This is a genomic window from Roseomonas elaeocarpi, assembly GCF_042433915.1.
Classification (GTDB): Bacteria; Pseudomonadota; Alphaproteobacteria; order Acetobacterales; family Acetobacteraceae; genus Roseomonas; species Roseomonas elaeocarpi.
Genome location: NZ_JBHLUN010000001.1, coordinates 126226 through 149074, shown reverse-complemented (window position 1 = coordinate 149074; position 22849 = coordinate 126226). Strand labels below are relative to the sequence as shown.

The 22849-nt window shown below is 67.2% G+C and carries 15 protein-coding genes; 3 read left to right on the top strand and 12 right to left on the bottom strand.

Features of this window, described 5'->3' with window-relative positions:
* The first annotated feature begins 131 nt into the window (after window positions 1–131).
* Window positions 132–2171 carry a penicillin-binding protein 1C gene (pbpC, locus tag ACFFGY_RS00495; RefSeq protein ID WP_377042382.1) on the top strand — a complete coding sequence of 680 codons (2040 nt, stop codon included), beginning with the start codon at window positions 132–134 and terminating at the stop codon, window positions 2169–2171.
* A gap of 63 nt (window positions 2172–2234) precedes the next feature.
* Here pbpC and ACFFGY_RS00490 read toward each other — a convergent pair whose 3' ends face one another.
* A complete protein-coding gene (locus tag ACFFGY_RS00490; protein WP_377042380.1) occupies window positions 2235–3569 on the bottom strand; it encodes an OprO/OprP family phosphate-selective porin in 1335 nt (444 codons plus the stop codon).
* Between the two features lie 267 nt (window positions 3570–3836).
* On the opposite strand from ACFFGY_RS00490, the gene ACFFGY_RS00485 reads away from it, so the two are divergent.
* Window positions 3837–5465 (top strand): inorganic phosphate transporter, encoded by a 1629-nt coding sequence (locus tag ACFFGY_RS00485; protein ID WP_377042378.1) that lies wholly within the window; start codon window positions 3837–3839, stop codon window positions 5463–5465.
* A 393-nt stretch (window positions 5466–5858) separates the two neighbouring features.
* Here ACFFGY_RS00485 and ACFFGY_RS00480 read toward each other — a convergent pair whose 3' ends face one another.
* Both ACFFGY_RS00480 and ACFFGY_RS00475 read right to left on the bottom strand, forming a co-directional pair.
* A complete protein-coding gene (locus tag ACFFGY_RS00480; RefSeq protein WP_377042377.1) occupies window positions 5859–7406 on the bottom strand; it encodes an ABC transporter substrate-binding protein in 1548 nt (515 codons plus the stop codon).
* A 188-nt stretch (window positions 7407–7594) separates the two neighbouring features.
* The gene (locus ACFFGY_RS00475) at window positions 7595–8338 is read right to left on the bottom strand and encodes a glycerophosphodiester phosphodiesterase (RefSeq protein ID WP_377042376.1); all 744 of its coding nucleotides are present in this window, start codon (window positions 8336–8338) and stop codon (window positions 7595–7597) included.
* A gap of 262 nt (window positions 8339–8600) precedes the next feature.
* Here ACFFGY_RS00475 and ACFFGY_RS00470 point away from each other — a divergent pair, with 262 nt between their 5' ends.
* Window positions 8601–10079, top strand: coding sequence for an alkaline phosphatase family protein (locus ACFFGY_RS00470; protein WP_377042375.1), 1479 nt, complete (start codon window positions 8601–8603; stop codon window positions 10077–10079).
* A gap of 210 nt (window positions 10080–10289) precedes the next feature.
* Here the strand turns inward: ACFFGY_RS00470 and ACFFGY_RS00465 are convergent, their stop codons facing one another.
* The 9 genes from ACFFGY_RS00465 to ACFFGY_RS00425 all read right to left on the bottom strand — a co-directional run bounded on the left by ACFFGY_RS00465 (window position 10290) and on the right by ACFFGY_RS00425 (window position 22602).
* Window positions 10290–11240 (bottom strand): ABC transporter permease, encoded by a 951-nt coding sequence (locus tag ACFFGY_RS00465; protein WP_377042374.1) that lies wholly within the window; start codon window positions 11238–11240, stop codon window positions 10290–10292.
* A 15-nt stretch (window positions 11241–11255) separates the two neighbouring features.
* Complete coding sequence (locus tag ACFFGY_RS00460; protein ID WP_377042373.1) at window positions 11256–12191, bottom strand: ABC transporter permease; 936 nt, start codon at window positions 12189–12191, stop codon at window positions 11256–11258.
* Window positions 12191–13210 carry an ABC transporter ATP-binding protein gene (locus ACFFGY_RS00455; RefSeq protein ID WP_377042372.1) on the bottom strand — a complete coding sequence of 340 codons (1020 nt, stop codon included), beginning with the start codon at window positions 13208–13210 and terminating at the stop codon, window positions 12191–12193. The genes ACFFGY_RS00460 and ACFFGY_RS00455 overlap by 1 nt, the downstream gene beginning before the upstream one ends.
* Complete coding sequence (locus tag ACFFGY_RS00450) at window positions 13207–14370, bottom strand: ABC transporter ATP-binding protein (protein ID WP_377042371.1); 1164 nt, start codon at window positions 14368–14370, stop codon at window positions 13207–13209. Before ACFFGY_RS00450 ends, ACFFGY_RS00455 begins: the two co-directional genes overlap by 4 nt.
* A gap of 71 nt (window positions 14371–14441) precedes the next feature.
* A complete protein-coding gene (locus ACFFGY_RS00445; protein ID WP_377042370.1) occupies window positions 14442–16079 on the bottom strand; it encodes an ABC transporter substrate-binding protein in 1638 nt (545 codons plus the stop codon).
* Window positions 16076–17608, bottom strand: a complete 1533-nt coding sequence (pehA, locus tag ACFFGY_RS00440) for a phosphoric/sulfuric ester hydrolase PehA (protein ID WP_377042369.1) — start codon at window positions 17606–17608, stop codon at window positions 16076–16078. The genes ACFFGY_RS00445 and pehA overlap by 4 nt, the downstream gene beginning before the upstream one ends.
* A gap of 249 nt (window positions 17609–17857) precedes the next feature.
* Window positions 17858–18520 (bottom strand): gamma-glutamylcyclotransferase, encoded by a 663-nt coding sequence (locus ACFFGY_RS00435; protein WP_377042368.1) that lies wholly within the window; start codon window positions 18518–18520, stop codon window positions 17858–17860.
* Between the two features lie 370 nt (window positions 18521–18890).
* Window positions 18891–21329 carry a bifunctional diguanylate cyclase/phosphodiesterase gene (locus ACFFGY_RS00430; protein ID WP_377042367.1) on the bottom strand — a complete coding sequence of 813 codons (2439 nt, stop codon included), beginning with the start codon at window positions 21327–21329 and terminating at the stop codon, window positions 18891–18893.
* 529 nt (window positions 21330–21858) lie between these two features.
* The gene (locus ACFFGY_RS00425) at window positions 21859–22602 is read right to left on the bottom strand and encodes an H-NS histone family protein (protein WP_377042366.1); all 744 of its coding nucleotides are present in this window, start codon (window positions 22600–22602) and stop codon (window positions 21859–21861) included.
* Between the last annotated feature and the right edge of the window lie 247 nt (window positions 22603–22849).

Here is a 22849-nt window from a genome sequence, read left to right as displayed (position 1 = left end):
CGTCGCCACCCACGCCATCTTCAGTGGCCGGGACGCGGTCCGATGCCGCGCGCCCATCGTCAGCCGCCGATCCACGCCCTGCTCCCTCACCACGAACATCGCCTGCGCGCTTCACCTCCGGCTGGGTTCTGGTGCCGGCCCTGCTGCTCTGCGTCGCCGCCTCGCTGCTTGTCCTGGACCGGGCCTTTCCACCTGACCTGCGACGCCTGGAAGTCGTGGGCGAGGAGGTGGTGGACCGTCAGGGCCGCACCCTCTCGGTGCTGCCCGCCCCTGGCGGCACATGGCGGCTGCCAGCCAGCGTCGGCGATGTTCCGCCCGCGCTGGTGGCGATGCTGGTGGCGGCCGAGGACCGTCGCTTCCGCTGGCACTTCGGCGTCGATCCGCTCTCGCTCGCGCGCGCGGCAGCACAGTGGGTGCGCAGCGGGCACGTTGTTTCGGGTGGCTCGACCTTGACCATGCAGGCGGTACGCCTGCTGGAGCCCCGCCCCCGTACGCTGCGCTCCAAGCTGGTCGAGGCCCTGCGGGCCATGCAACTGGAGCGGCGGTTCTCCAAGGACCAGATCCTGGGCATCTGGCTGACGCTGGCGAGCCAGGGCGGCAACATCGAGGGGGTGCGTGCCGGAGCCATCAGCTGGTTCGGCCGGCCGGCCGCACAGCTGACACCGGCTGAAGCTGCGCTGCTGATCGCCATCCCGCGCCGCCCCAACCAGCTGCGTCCCGACCGTCATCCGGAGGCCGCGCGGGTGGCCCGGGACGACATGTTGCTGCGTCGTGCCCGGGCGGCTGCCGGAGCGGAGGCCGCCCTGACGCCGCAGGATCTCCTCGCAGCCGCGGCCCAACCCGTGCCGCGGCATCGCTTTCCGATGCCGACGCTGGCGCCGCACCTGTCGCGGGAGCTGGCGGCGGCTCGCACCGGTGGCGACACCCCCGGCCTTCGGTCCGGACGTATCCTCACCACGCTGGACCAGCCCTTGCAGCGCGCGGTGGAGGAATTGGCGGAGAACACCCGTCGGAACCTGGCACCTCATGTTTCCGTGGCGCTGCTCGTGGCCAACCTGCGCACGAGGGAGGTCCAGGCGCTGTCCGGCGGCTACTGGGGTGATCGGGAGCGCGCCGGGGCGATCGATCTCAGCCGGGCGGTGCGTTCGCCAGGGTCGGCTCTGAAGCCCTTGCTCTATGGCCTGGGCTTCGAGGCAGGCTTCATCGCGCCTGGTACGGTGGTGGCGGATCTGCCGCGACGCTTCGGCACCTACGCGCCTGAAAACTTCGACCGGGGCTTTACCGGTCGCGTCACGGCGGCCGAGGCGCTGCGGATGTCGCTCAACCTGCCCGCTGTGGCGTTGCTCGACCGCCTGGGGCCTTTGCGCTTCGCGAGCGCCATGAAGCTGGCGGGCGCCCCGCCGCGCCTGCCGGAAGGAGCCGACCCATCGCTGCCACTGGCGCTGGGGGGCGCCGGCACCACCCTGCGCGAGATGGGGGCTCTTTACGCCGCGCTGGGTGATGGCGGGCGCGGCGCCGCGCTCCGTGTCATTCCCGGCCCGCCGCTGGAAACCCGCCCTGTCCTCGAGGCCCGGGCCGCCGCGACCGTGGCGCAGGTGCTGGTGCAGCCCTTTCCTGGCGGCGGTCTCATGGGCATTGCCTGGAAGACCGGCACCAGCTGGGGTGGACGCGATGCCTGGTCCCTGGGCTTCGACGGGGCCCATGTGGCCGCTGTCTGGGTCGGGCGGCCCGACGGCACGCCGATGCCGGGCGCCACGGGCCGCGCGCTTGCCTTGCCAATCCTGTCACGCCTCTTCTCGCTGCTGCCCCCCGCACCCTTGTCCCCGCTGCCGGTACGCCCGCGCTTCGTGGCGGGTGGGGAGGCCCCGGACCATCTGCGCCTGCTGTTCCCGCCCGCAGGCGCCGTGCTGCCGGGTGACGAGGCGGTGACGCTGCGCGTGCAGGGAGGCCGCCGCCCGCTGCATTTCCTGGTGGATGGCGTGCCGATTGCCTCGGAGCCTGCGCGACGCGAAGCCAACTGGACACCTCCGGCCGCCGGCTTCTACCGGGTCACGGTACTGGACGCCGATGGCGTCGCCGCTTCCGTGCCCGTCCGTGTGCGCGATGCCGCCACGGTGTTGTCGGGAGACCGCTTACCAGAAGCGGTTTTGCGACAGGAAACAACGCGCTGAGCACCGCCGAGCGAAGAACGAACCCGGGCCCGTGGGGCCGGGGCGCGTCAGCGGTGCATGGGATTACATGCTGAAGGCCAGGCGGATGCCGAAGGCCTGGAAGTCACGGTTGCGGGTGTCGAGGTTGATCTTGCCGTTCTCGTACTCGGCCTGGACCTTCAGGTTTGGCGAAAGATACCAGTTCAGGCCGCCCGTCCAGATGCTCTGCTCGCCACCGCGCACAACACCGTCACGCAGGCTGACAGTGCTGTAGCGGCCGACCGCTTCCAGCGCGCCCCAGTTGCCGTTCAGCGGGTCGATCAGGCCCTGCGTGCGGGGGCGCGACCAGGTGCCGGTGTTGCGCACCCGCTGCCGCGGCGGTCCGACCAGGGGCACCGCGGTTTGCACGTACCAGCCGTCGAAGTCGCGCGAGCCCGCACCCGGCACGTCCACCACGACATGCTGGTAGAGCGCCTCGAGGTACACGGGACCGATCTTGCCCGCGGCCTCCGGTCCGTAGGCATAGGCGTCCTTGGCGCGGATGCCGCCAGTGTCGAGGAAGCGGTTGGCATTGTCGCCGCGCAGCTCGGGATAATCGCGCAGGCGGATGCTGTCCGCCCCGGGGCTGGTGCCAGGGTCGAACTGCGCCGCCCCGTCGAAGCCGAGCTGGAACTGTGCCACCGGGTTGTCCACCAGCAGCGCCACGGCGCGCCCGACCAGACCGCGCTGCTTGTTGTCGTGCAGGGTCGAGGTGACGCCCGCGGTGCCGTAAACGCTGGTGTTCCAGCGGTCACCCCGCGCCTCGAGCCCCACCGCCTCACGCGTGTCGCCTGAGGCCAGGCTGGCTACGATGTTGGTGATGGATGCGCGCTCGAGGAACAGCAGGTCGTAGGAGCTGGCCGCGTATTCCGGCAGGTGCTGGATGGTGAAGGTACCGGCTCTTACCGTGCCCCAGCCCAGGCCGTTCCACGCCACCTGCGCCTCGAACAGCGTGTTGGTGCGGCTGGGATAGCTGCCGAATTCCCAGGTGACGTTGTACTCGAAGTCGCGAAGGAAGGTACCGCGCACGCCGACGCGGCCGCGGCGCACCTGGGTGCCGCTGTCGAAGCCGTTGGGCGAGTGCTGGTCGAAGAAGGACACCCCGTCCAGGTCGAAGCGCAGCAGCGGCGAGATCGTGAAGTCGCCGTCGGCCAGCGTCAGCGTCAGTCGGTCGTTGCGCCAGGCCAGCCCGTTCGCGGGCTTTTGCGCCTGCGTGCTGGACTGCGCCTGGCCGGAGGACTGTCCCTGCGATGGCGTGGCACCACCATCGGTGGGCTGGCCGAAGCTGGGCTCGGTCGAGTTCTGATCCCGCAGTGTTTGCGCCATCGCGGGACTGGCAAGGCTTAAGGCAAGGATGGCGGTCAGGTGGTAGCGGAACAAGGCCGGGGCTCTCCGGAGAAGCGGCGTCAACGCGGGCGCTATCGGCCCATTCCGGACCTTTTTGTGTGATGTTGCCGTGAAACTGCGAACAATCCTACCCCGTACCAGAAGCCGAAACGGTGCCGCATCACAGCGCCGCACGCGACGGAGTGTGCTTCTGCACCTCCGTGAACTTCCCGCTACAGTCGCAATATTCACGGGATTGCAACGAGCCTTCCTCGTGGCGTTGCGGCAAAGCTTGACCACTCACGGCCACTGGAATGCGACATGTCCGATGCCACACTCGACGCCCAAACGGGCGACTTCCGCTCGTCCGGCCCAGACCTAGATCGAAAACCCCACAGGTACGGCGGCGTCGCCTTCCTGCTGGTGCTGGTGGCTGGCCTCGGCTACGCCGCCTGGAGCATCACGACCGACATCCAGAACGTGGGCGAGCATGGCCTCGCCGTGGGTGCACTGGTGTTACTCGGCCTCGCGCTGCTGATCGCGCTGGGCTTCGAGTTCGTCAACGGCTTCCACGACACCGCCAACGCGGTGGCCACCGTGATCTACACCCATAGCCTGCCGCCGCTCACGGCGGTGATCTGGTCGGGCTGCTTCAACTTCCTCGGCGTGCTGACCTCCAGCGGCGCGGTGGCCTTCACCGTGGTGACCCTGCTGCCCGTGGAGCTGATCCTGCAGGTCGGCAGCGGTGCCGGCTACGCGATGATCTTCGCGCTGCTGATCGCGGCCGCCATCTGGAACCTGGGCACCTGGGCGATGGGACTGCCCAACAGTTCCTCGCACGCGCTGATCGGCTCCATCATGGGCGTCGGCTTGGCGAACCAGTGGCTGGCGCCGCGAGGCTCGGCTACTTCGGGCGTGGATTGGGCACAGGCCGTCGGCGTGCTGAAGTCGCTGCTGTTCAGCCCGGTGATCGGCTTCATCCTGGCCGCCCTTCTGTTGCTGGCCATGAAGATGGTGATCCGCAATCGCGCCCTCTACGCGGCGCCCGAGGGCAACCAGCCGCCGCCCTTGCCGATCCGCGCCCTGCTGGTGCTGACCTGCACCGGCGTCTCCTTCTTCCACGGCAGCAACGACGGACAGAAGGGCATGGGGCTGATCATGCTGATCCTGATCGGCGCCGCGCCCACCGCCTATGCCCTGAATCGCGCCATCCCCGAAAGCACCACGCCCGCCTTCCTGCAGGCGACCCAGGATGCGCAGGGCGTGTTCCGCGCCCACGCCGATCCTTCGGCCACGCCCCCCGACCCGGCCGCGGCGCGTGCCAAGGTCGGTGACGCCCTCAAGACGCGCGAGGTCAACAATGCTGAGGTCCACGCCGCCCTGGCGGTGCTGACGGGCGACATCGCCCGTCAGGTACGCGACTACGGTGCCATCCGTGCGGTGCCGGCCAGCGCGACGCAGAACGTGCGCAACGACATGTACCTTGCCTCCGACGCGGTGCGGGTGATGGGCGAGCATCCGCAGGGTTTCTCGGACGAGGAAGCCACCAAGCTGCGCTCGCTGCGCTCCTCGCTCGACAGCGGCACCAAGTTCATCCCGACCTGGGTCAAGGTTTCGGTGGCCCTGGCCCTCGGGATGGGTACCATGGTTGGTTGGAAGCGCATCGTGGTGACGGTGGGCGAGAAGATCGGCAAGACGCATCTCACCTACGCCCAGGGTGCCTCGGCCGAGATCGTGGCCATGGCCACGATCGGGCTGGCCGACGGCTACGGCCTGCCGGTATCCACCACTCACGTACTGTCGAGCGGCGTGGCGGGAACCATGGCGGCCAATGGATCCGGCCTGCAGTGGAGCACGATCCGCAACATGGCATTGGCCTGGGTCATGACGCTGCCGGCCGCGATGGTGATCGCCGGGTCGCTCTACGTGCTGCTGCGACAGGTCTTCTGAAGCAACAGGCACCGGAAGCTTTAACCGGTGCCCGCTCCCTGGCTCCGTGAGATCGTGCCATGCGCCGCATCGCCCTTTCGGCCAGGCATGGCGCATTGGTCGCGTATGATGGACTGGTGTTCCTCGGCACTGCGGCGAGGCTGAAGCGGTTCCGGACCGACATGTCTGCCTGCTTCTGCTTGCACGGCGGGAGGCGCTGGATCTCCCGTCACATGCGCAGCTACTTGGTAGGCTTGTTCACGGATCTTGGCGGTAATGGCTTCTGCGCCGTTTTAGCCGTTTGCCGCCGCCCTCCCTCACCTGGGCTGTGTAGGCCGTGGTGGGTTGCGACGATGCCTGAGGCACATCGCAACCCCTACCCTCAGGCGCAGAACCGGCCCGCCCCCCCCCTGCTTACACGAAGCGCAGGTTATCCGGGCGAAGGTCCATGAAGTAGAAGGTGTAGGGTCGCCACTGCACCGACTTGCGCACCGCGTAGAACTCTGCCGGCTGATACAGGATCGTCCCGGGCGCTTCGTCCTCCCAGGCGTCGAGCATGGCTGCAAAGTATTCCCGACGCTTCCCGAGATCCGTTTCCGCTTCCAGTGCCCGGCCGGCGCGGTTGAAAGCCTCCGTGGAGGTCCAGCCCTTGCCCGCCTGCGGGAAGCCGCCCGGTCCCCAGGCGATCCAGAGCGAACCCAGCGGGTCCGGCAGCCGCGTCGAGTTCGACCAGTTGCTGACCTGCGATCCTGCCGCACGCATCTGGGACGAGTTCTCGACCACTTGGACGCGAGCGTTGACACCGACGGCCTTCCACATCTCCACCAGCACCTGAGCGGCCTTGAGCGCGTTGGTGTAGTAGTTCGGCTGCGTGCGGTAGACGATTTCCTCGCCACGGTAGCCCGCCTCGCGTAGCAGCTGCATCGCGCGCTCCGGATCATGGCGCAGGCTGCGGCCCTGCAAGAACATGTCGCCGTACTCAGGAAAGTTGTGACTGGGCGGCACCACGGCGGTGCCGTTCCACAGCGTGTCCGCCAGCAGCTGCCGGTCGATTGCCAGCGACAGCGCCTGCCGCACGCGCTTGTCGCCCATGGCCGCGCCCCGTGCGTCGTAGACGAGGACGTGAACGTTCGCCAGCACCACGGAGCGCAGGTCGATGCCGGACATGTTGCGCAGCGCATCGACCTGATCCGGCGGCAGGTTGGTGATCAGGTCCACATCGCCGGACTGCAGCGCCGCCACCCGGGCCGCAACCTCGGGCATCTCGCGGAACTCCACCGCACGCGCCGTAGGTCGGCCCATCCAGTAGTCGTCGAAAGCGTCCAGTGCGATCAGTTGGTCGCGCCGCATCTCGCGCAGCTTGTAAGGGCCGGTGCCGACCGGAGCCAGCGCAAACCCGTCCATCCCCAGCGCCTCATAAGCACGCTTGTTCACGACCCAGGAGCACCAAGACGCCAGGCGCTGTTCCAGCAGCACGTCCGGCACCCGCGTACGGAAGCGCACCGTGTAAGGATCGAGCGCTTCCACGGAAGCCAGGGTGTCAAAGTAGGACCGTGCCTCGGTCAGCAGCGGCCGATCGCCGGTCATGCGGGCGAAGGTGAAGACCACGTCCTCCGCCGTCATCTCATCGCCGTTGTGGAAGCGCACGCCGCGGCGCAGCTTCACCACGAGTTCCTGCGGATCGTTGCGCGTCCACTCCGTCGCCAGGTGCGGCACGAGGCGCGAGCCGCCACCGTCGGGGGAGCTCAGGAAGTCACGGCGGATCAGCGTATCGAACACCGAGTAGGTGACGCGCGTACCGACGTTGCTGAGTTCCTTCGCGGGCTCCAGGGTCGGCGGCAGTTCCGCCACGGCAATCCGCAGGGTTGGGCGTCCGTCGGCCTGTGCTCGCACCGTGGGCGCCACCATCATGGCGGACAAGGCCAAGGGAGTCCCAAGCAGGGTGCGTCGCGTCAAGGGCATGGAAAGCTATCCAGTCAAACCGCTACAGGCCCCACAGGAGCCTGATGTTGCCGGAGCATGACCGATGTGCGTGACAGGCAGGCGACAGGTCGAAGGCAGCAGGGTGAAGACCATGTGACGCGCTCGCACTGGAGCACTTCGCCCGCACGGCTCGGGGGACACCAGCCGTCGGCAGACGCCCCCCCGCTTCAGCGGAGCTCGGCGTCGGCGCCGGCCAGCACACGACGGGTGGCCAGGGGATCGTTGACCAGGAATGCAGCGGCGCCCTCCTCCGCCATCCGCAGCAGCGCATCCGCGCCGTGATCTCCGACCCGCCGACCGGTATTGCCCTCGCCCATCGTGATCCAGGCCGGCCGCCCTGCCGCGGCCTCGCGCTGGAGGCGGCCGGCCGTGGCATCCCACTCCCAGATGCGCAGCACGTCACCGCCGGCGTCGAAGAAGCTTTCTTCCGCCGCCGGATTGCCGGGCTTCAGGAAGCCCAGGACATGCCGAGACCAACCCGCCGCCCGGACATGACCGACGGAGGCTGGGGCGTGCAGCCCCAGCAGCATCTCGCGGTCGGAATACTGCGCGAGTGCCTGCAAGATGACATCCAGCGCCAGGGAGCGTTCGTCCTTGATGTCGAAAAGCAGCGGCACGTCACCGGGCAAGCTCGCGAAGAGCATGTCCAGCGGTGGCGCGGCCGGGTGGCCGCCGGAGAAGAGCGTTGCCAGATCCCGGGCGCTTGTTTCCGCGACGACTGCGGAACGGCCGATGAGGCGCCGCAGGTCCGCGTCGTGGCAGCAGACCACTACTCCATCGCCCGAAACGCGCAGATCGACCTCGACGTAGTCAGCGCCCGCAACGACCGCAGCGTCCCAGGCGGCGGGGGAGTTTTCCCGGTGCAGCGCGGAGCAACCACGATGCGCCACGATCAGCGGCATACTCGGCATGGTGACAGCTCCCCTAGCACTCACGGCGCCGTGTGGGCTTTTGCTGACTTGCGCGGCTTCGGCCAACGTGAAGTCGAATGATTACGGGCTCAGCATGGGGAGTGACACGACATCTCGGTGAAGATTGCGCCGTCTCGCGACAACAAGTTCGGTGCGGTTTTGCAATGTCATGGATTCGCCTCATGAGGTCGAAGCTTTGCCCTGATAGGTCGACCATGCACGACGTCCACGACAGGGGACGCCTCGATCCAGGAACGAAGCTTTGTCCGACCAACGTGATTACTCCTCAGCCGCCCGCCCCCGGCGGGTTCTCGTGGTTCTGTTTGACGGCCTGCGGCCCGACGTCGTCACGGCCGAGCGGATGCCGACGCTGCATCGCTTCCTCGAAGGCGCGCGACGCTTCACCGAAGCTTCCTCGGTGTTCCCCTCGATCACCCGCGTCTGCGCCACCGCGATCGGCACCGGTGCACCGCCGGCGGTGAACGGCATCATCCACAATGGCTTTCCCGACCCCGCCGCGCGCGAGGGTCGTTTTCTTGACACGGCGCTGGCCGACGACATGCGGCGCGGCGCGGCCCACCACGGCGCCGCTTTCACCGCGACGCCGCGCTTCGCCGACGCGCTGGCCGGGGCTGGACGTCGTTTCGCGCTGGTGCACAGCGGCTCCTCGGGCGGCGCTTACCTGCTGGATCCGCGGGCGCGGGACAACGGCTCCGCGGTCTTCAGCGTGCTGGGTCGCGACCAGACCGAGACGCCGGACACCTGGGACTTGGTTGTGGAACGGCTGGGCCCGCCACCCACGGCACCGGCCGACAAGCTCCCTTTCCTGCGCTACGCGGGACAAGCGATGGCCGAGGTGCTCATCCCGGAGCTGCAGCCCGACGTCGCCTTCCTCTGGCTGACGGAACCGGATTGGTCCTTTCACTACCGCGGCATGGACACGCCCGCGACCGCCGAAGCGATGCGCTTGGCCGACGAGGCCTTCGCGCGGACGCTCGCTGCGATCCGGCGCCTCCCAGGCGGCGAGGACACGGCAGTGATCACCATGTCCGACCACGGTCATGTCGGCACTACCGAGAGCTTCGACCTCGTGGCGGCGCTGCGGGAGCTGGGCTTCGAAGCCACTCTGGACCGCCCAGGAGCGGATCTTTCGGTGGCGGCAGGAACGCTGTGCTGGCTCTGGCCGACGGAGCGTGACGAGGCGCGCCTCGGCCGCCTCGCCGCCGCACTGCAGGAGATGCCCTGGTGCGGGATGCTGTTGTCGGACGGCGGCAATGGGTTGGAGGGGCGCTTCCCCGGCACCTTCGACCTTGCCCTGGTGAATGCGGATCATCCACGCTCCGCGCCGTTGCTGGTGGGAATGCGTGGCGGACCGGGACCGGACCTGTTCGGGCTGCCGGGCAGCAGCCCGCTGGTGGGCAAGGACCTCGCGCGTGGCGGCGGGATGCACGGCGGGCTGCACCGTCGCGAGATGGCCAACCTGATCGCCCTCGCCGCACCGGGCGTTTCGGCTGGCGAGGATGTGAGCCCGGTCGGTCTGATCGACATCGGCCCCACCATCCTGGGCCTGCTGGGTATCGCGGCGCCGGCGTCGATGGTCGGGCGCGATATCACCAATCCCGCGCTGTCGCCGCGCTCATCCCGCACGGTGGAGGTCGGGTACGGGAGCTACCGCCAGCGTCTCACCCTGGCGGGTGAGGGGCGCGGCACCATCCTGCGGGATGGCGAGCGCATCGCCTGACGCGCACCCGGCGGCAATCCGGCGCGCTGGATTGCCGCACACCGTGCAGGCCAAGCGGCCCGCAGGCGAACCACGAAAGATCTTCCCGCTTCGCGCAGCCGGTTCTGCCGCGTTAAGCCGCAAGTTCTGGTGATGCGGCACCGGGCTACTCCTTCCAGTCCCACTGCGCCCTGCTCGCACCCGGAGCAGCGGAACCGAGGAGGGCGCTTCTCAGCGCAGCGTCGGGTCCAGCCGATCTCGCAGCCAGTCGCCGATCAGGCTGACGGAAAGGGTGGTCAGCACGATCACCACGGAGGGTGACAGCAGGATCCAGGACGCGCGGGTGATGTACTCGCGCCCGTAGCCGACCATGTTGCCCAGCGAGGTCATCGGCGGCTGCACGCCCAGGCCCAGGAAGCTGAGGCCGGATTCCAGCAGGATGATCTCGGGAAAGCTCAGCGTCATCGACACGATCAGCGTCGAGGCGATGTTGGGCAGCACGTGCCGCCCGTAGACGCGCCAGGGCGAAGCCCCGAGCTGTCGCACCGCGGCAGCGTAGCCCTGCGCGCCGGCGCTGATCGCCAGGCCGCGCGCGATGCGGGCGTAGCGTTCCCATCCGTTCAGTCCCAGCAGACACACGAAGAGCGGCAGCGAGTTACCGAAGAAGGCCAGCACCGCGAGCGCCAGGATCAGGAAAGGCATCGCCGCCTGGAAGTCCACCAGCGCCAGCACCGCCTGTTCCACCAAGCCGCGGAAATGCGCGGCCAGGAAGCCCAGCGCCACACCCAGTGCTGCCGAGATCGCGCTGGCGCCGAAGGCGATCAGCAGGCTCATCCGGATCGAGGCGAAGAGGCGGCTGAGCACGTCGCGGCCGAGTTCGTCGGTGCCCAGAGGGTGCGCCCAGCCACCGCCGAAGCCGACGGGCGGCGAAAGGCGGCTGCGCAGGTCCAGCGCGGTGATGGAATACGGGCTGATCCGGTCCGCCAGCAGCGCCACGAGCAGCATCGCCGTCACCCAGCACAGCGCCAGGACCACCGATGCCGGCAACCGCCGCTTCCGGCGAGTGGCGACGGAGGAGGACGCCGTACCGGCCGGCACGATGCCCGGCGGCGTCGCGGTGTTGGGCGGGGGCGCAGCGACAGGGCCGGTGGGTGCCGCGGCGTTGAGGGAAAGCTCTGACATGGTGCCGTTTCCGCCTCAGCGCGCGCCGGCCGTGGCGCCGACGCGCAGCCGCGGGTCCAGCAGCCCGTAGAGCAGGTCCACCGCGAAGTTCGCCGTCACCATGGTGGCCGCCACCAGCAGCAGGATGCACTGCACCACCGCCAGGTCGCGGTTCGCCACCGCAACCACCAGCAGCCGTCCCACGCCGGGCCAGGAAAACACGCTTTCCACCACCACCGCACCGGCTAGCAGGCTGCCCACCATGAAGCCCACGATCGTCACCGTCGGGATCGCGGCATTGGGCAGGGCGTGGCGCCGCACCGCGACGGGCCAGGGCACACCCTTGGCCAGCGCCGTCCGCATGTAGGGCTGGCCCAGCACCTCCAGCATGGCGGAGCGCGTGAAGCGCGCCAGCACCGCGGCGCCCCCGATGCCCAGCGTGATGACGGGAAGGATCGCGTGCCGCCAGCTGTCCTGCCCGCCGGACGGCAGCCAGCCCAGTTGCACTGCGAAGACCAGCACCAGCACCAGGCCCAGCACGAAGGAGGGCACGGTGAAGCCCGCGACGGCGGTGAACATCACCGCGCGGTCGATCCAGGAGCCCCGGTGCAGCGCCGCCTGCACGCCGGCAGGGATGCCCAGCAGCAGCTTGATCGCCAGCGCCGGGAGCGTCAGCGCCAGCGTCGCCGGCACGCGTTCGGCCACCAGTTCCAGTGCCGAGCGGCCGTCGCGCATCGACTGGCCGAGATCGCCGTGAAAGATCGCCCCGAAGTAGCGCAGGTACTGCGTCCAGAGCGGATCATCGAGGCCCCAGGCCTTGCGGAAGGCGGCCACGGCCTCGGGCGGGGCATCGGCGCTCATGATCAGCAGCGCCGGGTCACCCGACAGGCGCAGCACCACGAAGGCGAAGCTCACCACCAAGACCAGCGTGAGTGCGGCGCGAAACAGCCGCACACCGAGGAAGCGGAACATCAGGCGGCCTCCAAGGCAGTGGATCGGGCGGGTTCGCTCACGCCGGTGCCGGGGGCGACCTCCCCTTGCGCGACGTGGCAGGCCACGAGGCGCCCGTCACGGCGCGGCTTGAGCTCGGGCGAGACGCGGGCGCAGAGCGGCACGGCCACGGCGCAGCGGGGATGAAAGGCACAGCCGCTCGGACGCGCGGCCGGGTTGGGCGGATCACCGCGCAGCACGATGCGCTGACCTTGCGCGCCGGGTCGGGGGATCGCCGAAACCAGGGCCCGGGTATAGGGATGCGCCGGATCGTGCAGGATCGCGTCGGGATCGCCTTCCTCGACGATGGAGCCAAGGTACATCACCGCGACGCGGTGGCTCACCTGCCGCACGGCGCGCAGGTCATGACTGACGAACAGCATGGCGACGCCGGCCGTCGCCTGCACCTCGGTCAGCAGGTTCATCACCTGCGCCTGAATGGACACGTCGAGCGCGCTGATCGGCTCGTCACACACCAGCAGCGTCGGATCGGTCGCCAGCGCCCGGGCCAGCACGGCGCGCTGGCGCTGCCCGCCCGACAGTTCGTGCGGGTAGCGCGCGCCGTGATCGGCCCGAAGCCCCACCGCCCTCAGCAACGCCTCGACGCGCGCCGCGCGCTCAGTGCGTCCGCCCAGGCCATGAATCTCCAGCGGCTCCGCTACCTGCGCCGCGACCGGCAGGCGTCGGTCCAGCGCGCCGAGCGGATCCTGGAACACCATCTGCAACCGTGCTCGCTGGCGCCGCCACGCGGGTGTGCCGGGCGACGGCATCGGCGCGCCCTCGAAGCAAACCTCGCCGGCGTCGGGTGCCTCGAGACCCAGCACGAGGCGGCCCGTGGTGCTCTTGCCGCAGCCGCTCTCGCCTACCAGCCCCAGCGTCTCGCCAGGGGCAAGCGCCAGCGACACGCCGTTCACCGCCCGCACCTCCGCCGCACGGCCGAACATGCCGCGCCGCATGGCATAGCGGCGTACGAGGCCTCGCGCTTCGAGAACGGGTGTCACGCCCACGCCTCATGATGGCCGAGCGCGTAGCCCAGGGGACGCCGGACAACATGACCCGTGGTGGACGGCTCCGCGACCGAACGGCCCACGCCGGAATGGCTCAGGGTGGAGTGCCCCGCGGGCTGGCCAGCGATGCGGGACATGCCTCGGTCTGCGGGTCGATCCCGATCGGCAACCGTGGCTGCCATGCTGCCTGCCGGAGCACCGCGCGCCGGCACCGGGCGGAAGCAGGCGGCACGGTGGCCGGGTTCCACCGTGGCGAGCAGCGGCACGGCGTCGTCGCAGGCCCCTACGTGGCGGGCGCAGCGCGGCCCAAAAGCACAGCCGGGTGGCATGGCCGCGGGGTCGGGCACGCCGCCGGGAATGGCCAGCAACGGTCGACGCGCGCCCTGCATCGGTGGCAGGGCACCCAGCAGCCCCACGGCATAGGGATGCGCAGGCCCGTCAAAGAGGCGCCTGCTCGATACTTCCTCCACGATGCGGCCGGCATACATCACGCAGACCCGGTCGCAGGTCTCGCCCACCACGCCCAGGTCGTGGGAGATCAGCACCAGCGCCATGCCGGTGTCGCGACGGATCTCGCCCAGCAGCTCCAGAATCTGCGCCTGAATGGTGACGTCGAGCGCGGTGGTCGGCTCGTCCGCCACCAGCAGCTCGGGCTGCCCGGCCAGCGCCATGGCGATCATCACGCGCTGGTTCTGCCCGCCCGACAACTCATGCGCGTAGGCGTCCAGGCGTCGCCGCGCGTCGGGCATTCCCACCTGATCCAGCAACCGCCGCGCTTCCTCGCGCGCCGCCGTACCGTCGAGGCCACGATGCAGGCGCAGCGCTTCCACGATCTGCCGACCGATGCGATGCACCGGATTGAGGCTCGAGGCCGGGTCCTGAAAGATCATCGCGACACGCCCGCCGCGCACCCGATCCAGCACCGCGGGTGCTGCGCCCAGCAGCTCCTGCCCATCGAGGCACACGCTGCCCGTCACCCGTGCCTTGGCGGAGGGCAGCAGCCCCAGCGCGGCCAGCCAGGTGACCGACTTGCCGCAGCCGCTCTCGCCCACCAGCGCCACGGCCTCGCCGCGCCGTACTTCCAGGTCAATGCCGCGCAGCGCGGGCACGCCGTCAAAGCTGACTGCGAGATCACGCAGAGTGATCAGCGGCATGGACGCCGCCGCCTTATCGGCCGGAGGCGATGCCGTGGCGGCCGCCGGCGGGGTGGCCCAGAGGAACTCCATCACGCCACCCAGTTGTTCGCACGGAACTCCATCGCGAAGGCGGGTGCCGCCTTCCAACGAATGTCCTTGCGCTTGGCCGTGAAGGTCGCGTTCTGGTGCAGCACGGTGTAAGCTGGGTCTTCGCGCTCGCAGATTTCCAGCATCCGCGCGAAGGCCTTCTTCCGCTCGGCGCGATCGGTGCCGGTTTCCAGCACCGCCGCCATGCGGTTGCTTTTCTCGTTGGTCCAGGCGCCGACCTGCTGCACCTGCCCGTTCGGTCCGAACTGGTTAACGATGCAAGACACGGGGTCGTTGAAGGGGGCCGAGGCCGACCAGTCCCAGATACCGCGCGTGCCGTTGCGATCGAGGATCTGGGTCCAGTTCTCCTTCATCTCGATCTGGACGTTGAGACCGATCTGGTTCCACATCTCCACCAGCACCTGCGCCGTGGGCGTCTGATTGGTGTAGTAGTTGTTGAGCAGCCGGTAGGGGATCGCCTCACCCTTGTAGCCGGCCTCCTTCAGCAGCCGCTGCGCTTCCGCCGGGTCATACTTCGGTACGCTCCAGTCGCTGACGAACATGTCGCCGTAGTAGTCCCACTGCAGCCCCTTCGGCACCGCGGTACGGCCGGACCACAGGCTGTCCACGATCGCCTGCCGGTCGATGGCGTGGGTGAAGGCCCGGCGCACGCGCGCGTCGCGCAGCACCGGGTTGGTCTTGTCGTAGCAGGAGATGCGATGGTTCAGGATCGTGCCGCCCTGCACCTCGTACTTCGTGTCGCCTTCGATCGAGCTGATCTGGTCGGGCGGGATGTCGCAGGCGAACTGCACCTCACCGGAGCGCAGCGCGTTGATGCGCGCCGGCACTTCCGGCACTTCCAAGAAGCGGATCTGCCGGATCGGCGGCCGCCCGCCCCAGTAGTCGTCGTGCGCCACCAGCGTCAGCGACTGATCCGGGCGGAACTCCACCACCTTGTAGGGGCCGGTGGTGACGGGTTTGCGCGCCCAGTCGAACCACGTAGGGGCTTCCGAATACGCACGACGGGAGATGATCTCGCTGCCGTAGCGCGCGAGCCGACCTTCCATCGTCACGTCGGGGGAAGCGTTGCGGAAGCGCACGGTGTACTTGTCCACCACCTCGACCCGCTCCAGCGCCGGCCAGGAGCGGCGCGCCACCGCCGGGATCTCGGCCGGCAGCTCGCGCCCCGCGCGCGTGGGGATGCTGTCGCCGCGCACCGGGATGGTGCGCCCCTGCGCCGTGGCCGGCGTGTCGCCGAACATGCGTTCCGAGCCGAAGGAGAAGGCCACGTCCTCGGCCGTCATCTCGTCGCCGTTGTGGAAGCGTACGCCGGGGCGAAGCTTCAGCTCCACGGTGCTGTCGTCGAGGCGCTTCCACTCGGTCGCCAGCAGCGGCACGGTCTTCAGCCCGCCGAGCCAGTCGCGCCCGATCAGCCCTTCCCAGAGCGAGGAAAAGAATACCCGCTCACCAACGTTGCTCTGCTCGCGCAGGACTTCCAGCGTGTTGCTGTTGCTGATCTTCTGCACGGCGATGGTGATGCTCGGCCGCGTGTCGGCCTGCGCCACGGCGAAGCGCGGCAGGGCGGCAGCGCCCAGCACGCCACCGGTGCCGAGCAGGAGGGAACGACGAGAGGCGGTCATCGGCTCTTCTCCTGCAGGCCCTCGGGGCCGGAGCGGAAATGGGTCAGCGTGCGCTCGGCGTGGCGCATCCGGTGCGACAGGGCGCGCTGCGCGTACTCGGCCACCACTACGGCGTGCGCCGGGTCGTCCGCCAGGTTGCGGAACTGCCCGGGATCGTTCCCGAGATCGAAGAGCAGCGGCGGGAGTGCTGCGAAATGGACGTACTTCCAGCGCTCATCCTGCACGACGCAGAGCGAGCAGTCGTCCTGCCCGAGACCCAGTTCCTTCTGCGGGTGCGAATAATACACGTCGCGGAAGTCGTATTCGTAGAACAGGTGCTCCCGCCAGTCAGCCGGCTTCTCGCCGCGCAGGATCGGGCCGAGCGAGCGTCCGTCGCAGGCGCGCGGCACCTCGCCGCCCAGCCAGTCGATGATGGTCGGCAGCACGTCCACGCTCTCGGTGAAGCTGCTCTCGATCTGTCCGGCCCGGTCGCACGCGTCGGGGTCCACCACCACCAGCGGGATGCGGAAGCTTTCATCGTGGAAGCCGATCTTGCCGAGTAGGTGATGGTCGCCCAGCTGCTCGCCATGGTCGGAGGTGAACACGATCAGCGTGTCCTTCCACTGGTCCGTGGCGTCGAGATGCGCGAAGACCTCGCCCAGCGCCGCATCAACCTCGGAGATCAGCCCGGCATAGGTCGCGCGCATCTGCCGGATGGAGGCTTCCTCCATCTCGTTCGCAGCACCGCCGGCGCCGTGAAAAAACGAGCCCTGGCCGATGCCGCGCAGGTAGAACTCCAGCAGCGGGTGCTGCGCCGCTTCGTCGCGCCAGTGCTCGCTGCGCACCGTCGCCGGCATGTCCTCCGGCCGGTACATGCGGTTGTACGGTTCCGGCGCGATAAACGGCGGATGCGGCCGCCAGTAACCGAGATGCAGGAACCACGGCTTCGTGCCGCGCCCCTTCAGGTAGGTCAGCGCCCGCTCGGTGAAGTACGCCGTGTCCGACAATTCCGCCGTGATGCGGCTCGGCCGATCCGTGGCACCCGGCACCGCGTCCTCACCTTCCGGCAGCCAGATATCCTCGCGGTTCTCTGGCAGCGGATAACCCTTCTGCGCCAGCCAGCCGAAATACCCCTCCATCGAGGGTTCGAAGGCGCCGACGCTGCGGAAACCTTCCATCAGGTCGCCCAGCAGCGTGAAGCGCGGGTCTTTGGCACTGGTGGTGCGCGGATCGGGAACCGTGGTGGTGTAGCCGATCAGCGCCGGGTCGTAGCCCACGCCGCGCAGCGCCTTGCCCAGGTTCATGTGCCGCGCATCCAACGGCACGGTGTTCTGCACCGCCCGGTGGTTCATCAGGTACAGGCCGGTCAGCAGGCTGGCGCGCGCCGGGCCGCAGGGCACCGCGGTGGTGACGTGGTTGCGGAAGGTCACACCCTCGCGGCACAGCCGGTCAAGGTTGGGAGTCTTCAGGAATCCCGCGCCAAGCGCCGGCACGAAGTCTGCGCGCCACTGGTCCACGACGATCAGCAGGACGTTCCGCTTCCTGACCATTCGTTGCCCTGTCCAATCTGTTGGTGGGCGCGGCTTAAGTTTGCTGGGCGACAGGACGATGACACATACATCACAGTACCGTGACAGACAGTACTGTTGGGCATTCTCCGTGAACCGTTGCGGATCTAGGGGAGGAGCAGGCTGAGGACTATGGTGCGGGCAGACCAGCGCAGCCTAAGAATGCACATGGCCATTGCGGCGGCAGCATGCTTCTAGCTGGAATGCTCTGCCTCCCCGGGGCGATACCCGTCACGTTATGGCTCGTTGAACCTCTTCCACAGCCAGGCTCAGGTGGTCGACCAACGGATCGTGGATACCCAGGCGCTGCAGGCCAGCCTGTGTCTGGAACAGGTACTCGGCTGCCGATCCGAGTTGTCCCTCGGCCGTGGCAAGACGCTGGATGATCACGTCCTCGGCCAGGGTCGTATATTGCGGCCCATCCCGGTTGATGGTGAAGGCAATGGCATTGCCGAACACCTGCCCCTCTCCATCGATCAACTCGACCCAGTGCGGGATGTAGGCACCGGTCAGCATTTCCCGCCGCCACACGATGGAGAGTTCTTCGAGAAGCACCTCCTCCGCGATCCGGAAGGCAACTCCGGCGCATTGCCCGCCACTGTCCAGGGCGAGCACCAGGCCGGGATTGTCCGGGGTTCCGCGTCCGACTGGAACCGAGAGGCAGAAGGCTCTCTGCCAACCCTTTACCGTGGCGGTCCGGCTTTCCACGTAGTGAAAGGTCGGATTCCAGATCAGCGAGCCATAACCGAACAGCCAGACCGGTTCCCCTCCCTTCGGTCGGGCTGCCAACGTATCCTGGAGAGACTTCTCACGCTCGGCGTCGGTGAGGACAACGATGCCGGCATCATGGACCATCTTCTCCACCGCCCCGCTCAGCAGCCGCTCGCGTGTCAAGGCATGCGGTGCGTCCTGGCCTTCACTTTCGGTGACCTCCTCCGTTGGAGCGAGTTTGTCAGGATCCGGATGAGCTGGATGCGGCGCCCTGCTCCCGTCGCTCACCATCCCATCGGGATGCGATCCGGTATGAGTTGGTGAGTCCGGGAGAGTGGGTGGGTTCAAGGTTGCTCGGCGCGTGTCATCGCCGCGGGCTGGTCGGGGCATCAGTGATCTCGGGAGAACCAATTCAGAACGACGGAAGCTCAAGAAAGATCGCGCCGAGCGCATAATCTTGATCAACGTGGAGTGAACACTCCCGAACAAGCTGTGATCCCGTGACACGACTACTCGCAACCAAGCCCAGACTCGATCGGCTGCTTTTCAGCGGTCACGGTGCCTGGCGCGGGTGCAGGGCTTGAAGCTGCAACTCCGCAGGAGTTCGCACCCAAGTTGCAGTTGAGAAAAGCTCATCCGATCGAACAGGACGCCCGAGCAGAAAGCCCTGGACCCGTGGGCACTTCCAGTCTCTCAGCATCCTCATCTGCTCCTCGGTTTCCACCCCCTCGGCCACGACGCTGAGGCCGAGGCTCCGGCTCAGGGCAAGCACGGCTTCGATGATCGCTGCCGATCCCAGGTCACGCCCGAGACCACCGACGAAGGACTGATCGATTTTCAATTCGTCGAACGGGAAACGTCGAAGGTAGCTGAGGGAGGAATAACCGGTGCCGAAGTCGTCCAAGGAAAGAAAGATGCCCTTCTCCTTCAGGGCATGTAGCAGGGTCAGCGCACGCTCAGTGTCACTGATCAGCAATCCTTCCGTCACTTCCATCTTCAGCCGCTGTGGTGGCAGCCCGGATCGCTCCAGAATGGCGGTGATGACCGCGATCAGGTCGGGCTGCCGGAACTGCGCAGGGGAAAGGTTCACGGCCACCCGGCAGGGCACCGGCCAGCTTGCCGCCTCCGTACAAGCCCTTTCGAGCGCCCACAGACCGAGAGGAAGGATGAAGCCTGACTCCTCGGCGAGGGGCACAAAATCCGCCGGGGGAACGATGCCCCTCTCTGGATGGCACCAACGCAGCAGAGCCTCTTGTCCTACCAACTCTCCCGTCATGGTATCGAACTGCGGCTGGTAGACGAGATACAGCTCGTTCCGCTCGATCGCGGCACGCAGGTCGCGCTCCATCGCGCGACGCTCCATCAGGCGTTGATCCATCGCGGGCTCGAAGAAACGGTAAAGGTCACCGCCCTCACGCTTGGCACGGTAGAGCGCCGTGTCGGCATTGCGCAGCAGCCGCGGCACGGTCTTGCCATCAGTTGGGAACAGGGCGATGCCTATGCTTGTCCCAACCTCAAAAACCTGCCCGTCCAGTTCAAACGGTTCTGAAAGCGTGGCCGCCACGCGCTCTGCCAGTGCAGCTGCGCCTTCCGGGTTATCGAGACCGCCCTGAACGATGACAAACTCATCGCCACCCAGCCGGGCAACAGTGTCGCTGGCACGCAGGACCGCACGTAGCCGCTCGGCCACCTGAATCAGTAACTGGTCACCGCCGTCGTGCCCCATGATGTCGTTGACGGCCTTGAAGCGGTCGAGGTCGAGGCAAAGAATGGCCACGCCGTTTCCCTCGCGTGACGCAAGCTCCAGAACCTGCCGGGACCTGTCCGCTAGCAGAATGCGATTGGGCAGACCGGTCAGCCCGTCATGATGCGCAAGGTAGCGGATCTGGGCTTCGGCCCGCCTGCGCTCGGTCAGGTCCCGCACCGCCACGGCACAGGCTGGCAAATTCTGCCTTTCCGTCACGTCCACGTTCTCGATCGCGCGTGAAAGAATTTCGACAGGGATGCTGCGTCCTGCCTCGGCGCCGAGTTCCACCTCCATCGTCGGGAGTATGTTGTCGTCAGTCGGCACATCGTAGTCAGTGCGGAGCCGGTCGGCCGCCTCGGCCGGGAGGATAGTCGCTATATCCTGGCCGATGAGAGCTTCGGCGGGCCGGCCGACCAGCCGGACGAGCGCCTCGTTGACATCGAGGATCATGCCTCCGCGATGGATGAACAGGCCCTCGAAGGTGCCACTGGCAAGGCGGCCCAGTCGTTCCGCATCACGCGTGCGCTCCCCTTGCAGTTTTTCCTCGAAGATCACGCTGCTGAGTCCGACAACCGCAATGGCAGCAACGATGGCTGCGACAGTGAGGGCGAGAAGGCGTTCGTCCAATCCTCCAGAGGCGACCACGACGCCGGCACTGGGAAGAATGGTCGTTCCAGCCATGCCGGTGAAATGCAGGCAAAGAATCGATGCCGCCAGCAAGCCAGCGGCAGCCAGCCGTCCCTGCCGCTGGTTGAGCCGACATAACAGTGCCAGGACCGCCAGTATTCCTCCGCCAAGCACGGAGGTGACAACGTAGAGCGGAGCGAATTCGATGGTGCCCGACAAGCGTATCGCGCTCATCCCCATGTAGTGCATGGCCCCGACTGTCAGTCCGAGCACCGTCCCCCCGGTCAGGGCGCGCCTCCCCACCGCATGTCCCGGAGGCTGCCCGAAAAGAAAGGCCAGGGCTGCTCCCGTGGCTGCCACAAGCGCGGAAACGGCCGTGAGACCCGGCGCGTAGGACACCGGCAGGCCTGGCTCAAATGCCAGCATGGCAATGAAATGCGTCGCCCAAACACCGGAACCGTATACGAGCCCAGCGCCAACAGCCCAGCGCGTTCGGTGGACCGGCGCGACGATTTTGAGCTTCCAAAGGAGGTTGGCAGACACGAAGCAGGCCATGCAGCAGACACCGACGGCGAGCAGCAGCAGCGCGGTATTGTGCTCATGGTGAAGGTGGTTCAAGGCGTGGGGCATCATCCCTTGCTACATATGTTCTGTCAGATAGAATGACGCTTGGAAGGGCAGGCGTAAAGTCTCCGCTGGCAACGTGCGGAACGCGGTATTTGTTCCGCTGACCTTTGGTCCGAGCCAAAGATCAGCACTGTGATTTGTCAGTCCGTTCCCCACGGCGATTTCACAAGAGGTGAATCCATCATTGATTTTAATCTGGCAATTCTCTGAGCTTTAAGCAGCATGAGTTGTGCAGAAAAGATAAAATTGTTTAATGGAGTGGCTTATAATAATTTCCGCTCCCGTAATTTCGCAGTTACGGGTTCCACCAACGTCGATGGGTTAGGTGAGCTGTGTCAGGACGCTGCGCAATGGGCGAAAGGCGCCCGGACCGGACCGCCGTTATCGTGTCGCTAAATCCTGCTGCCGAGGTCAAGTTGCGGCCGTCTAAGATACGGCGCTTTCTGCCCTGCAGGAAAGAGAGCCACCCAGCTGCAGCGAGTACAAGACAGCCGAGCAGCTCTTCTCCAAACGCGGCGTATTAGCTGATCAGGAAGTCATCACGGTTTTTACCTGCGGCTTCGTGGGCGGCAATCCAGGCCGGCCGACGGCCACGTCCACTCCATTCCTGGCCCGCAGGACCACGGTACTTCGCTTGGCTCGGCGCGCCATCGCACTTGTTCCGGTCAGGTGCCGGGGGCCTGGAGGCGGCAACGTCATCTCCCACCACACCCTCCACCGAAAGACCCAGGGCAGCGGCTTTGCTTTCGAACTCGGAGAGCAGATCAACCTTTGCCTGGTTGAGTGCGGCTGAGTCCTGGATCGCCGCGCTGCTCGCTGCTTCACTCTGCTCTCGAAGCAGCTTGCTGCGCGGCCGTGGCTTGGGTGCTGGTTGATGCGGCTCAGCGAATTCTCTCTTCTGCTCCGGTGCATCCGGGACAGCTTCAGATCGATCGCCTAGCGAGACATCTTCAATTACAGGCTTAACGGGCTCAGGCAATGGAGATGAGGAGCGTGTCACCACCTCCGCCCGCGCCTCCGGCACACGAGGAACTGCTTCGGTGCTCATCGCAAGGGCCTGCGCCTGCGCATGCTGCTCCAGCAACATGCCAAGCGTTCCATAGGTCTCCAGAAAACCATCCTGGCGCCGCACCACCACGTGCTGATCGCCCAGAGCGAAGATACGCCGCTGCTGCGAAAGGTGCCAAATCTGCCAAGGCGTCGCCGGGAGCAGCTGGTAGCCGCACGCCAGGAGCGCCGTATTCTGCTCGGGAGTAAGCCGCATCAGGTAATCTCACTGTGTATACGAAGCCGCCAGGGCGTGGCCTGACCCAGCTCCATGTTGCAGAGCCAGGAGGCAGGCAAATTGCTTGGCAGCCAGGCTCCGATCGAAGCTCAAGTGGAGCCCATGGCCGTCAAGCGATTCAGCAAAGATAGCGCTGCATTTGATGGCTGTCGTCGTCCTCCATGGTTTGTCAGATCCGAATTTTTGGAGGGTGACATGAGTGCGACAGTAAGAGGCGTGAGGATCG

Excerpts from the sequence above, each read along its gene's own strand:
- ACFFGY_RS00485 (WP_377042378.1), top strand. The coding sequence starts at position 3,837 with ATGTCCGATGCCACACTCGACGCCCAAACGGGCGACTTCCGCTCGTCC.
- ACFFGY_RS00480 (WP_377042377.1), bottom strand. The coding sequence starts at position 7,406 with ATGCCCTTGACGCGACGCACCCTGCTTGGGACTCCCTTGGCCTTGTCC.
- ACFFGY_RS00475 (WP_377042376.1), bottom strand. The coding sequence starts at position 8,338 with ATGCCGAGTATGCCGCTGATCGTGGCGCATCGTGGTTGCTCCGCGCTG.
- ACFFGY_RS00465 (WP_377042374.1), bottom strand. The coding sequence starts at position 11,240 with ATGTCAGAGCTTTCCCTCAACGCCGCGGCACCCACCGGCCCTGTCGCT.
- ACFFGY_RS00460 (WP_377042373.1), bottom strand. The coding sequence starts at position 12,191 with ATGTTCCGCTTCCTCGGTGTGCGGCTGTTTCGCGCCGCACTCACGCTG.
- ACFFGY_RS00450 (WP_377042371.1), bottom strand. The coding sequence starts at position 14,370 with ATGCCGCTGATCACTCTGCGTGATCTCGCAGTCAGCTTTGACGGCGTG.
- ACFFGY_RS00445 (WP_377042370.1), bottom strand. The coding sequence starts at position 16,079 with ATGACCGCCTCTCGTCGTTCCCTCCTGCTCGGCACCGGTGGCGTGCTG.
- pehA (WP_377042369.1), bottom strand. The coding sequence starts at position 17,608 with ATGGTCAGGAAGCGGAACGTCCTGCTGATCGTCGTGGACCAGTGGCGC.
- ACFFGY_RS00425 (WP_377042366.1), bottom strand. The coding sequence starts at position 22,602 with ATGCGGCTTACTCCCGAGCAGAATACGGCGCTCCTGGCGTGCGGCTAC.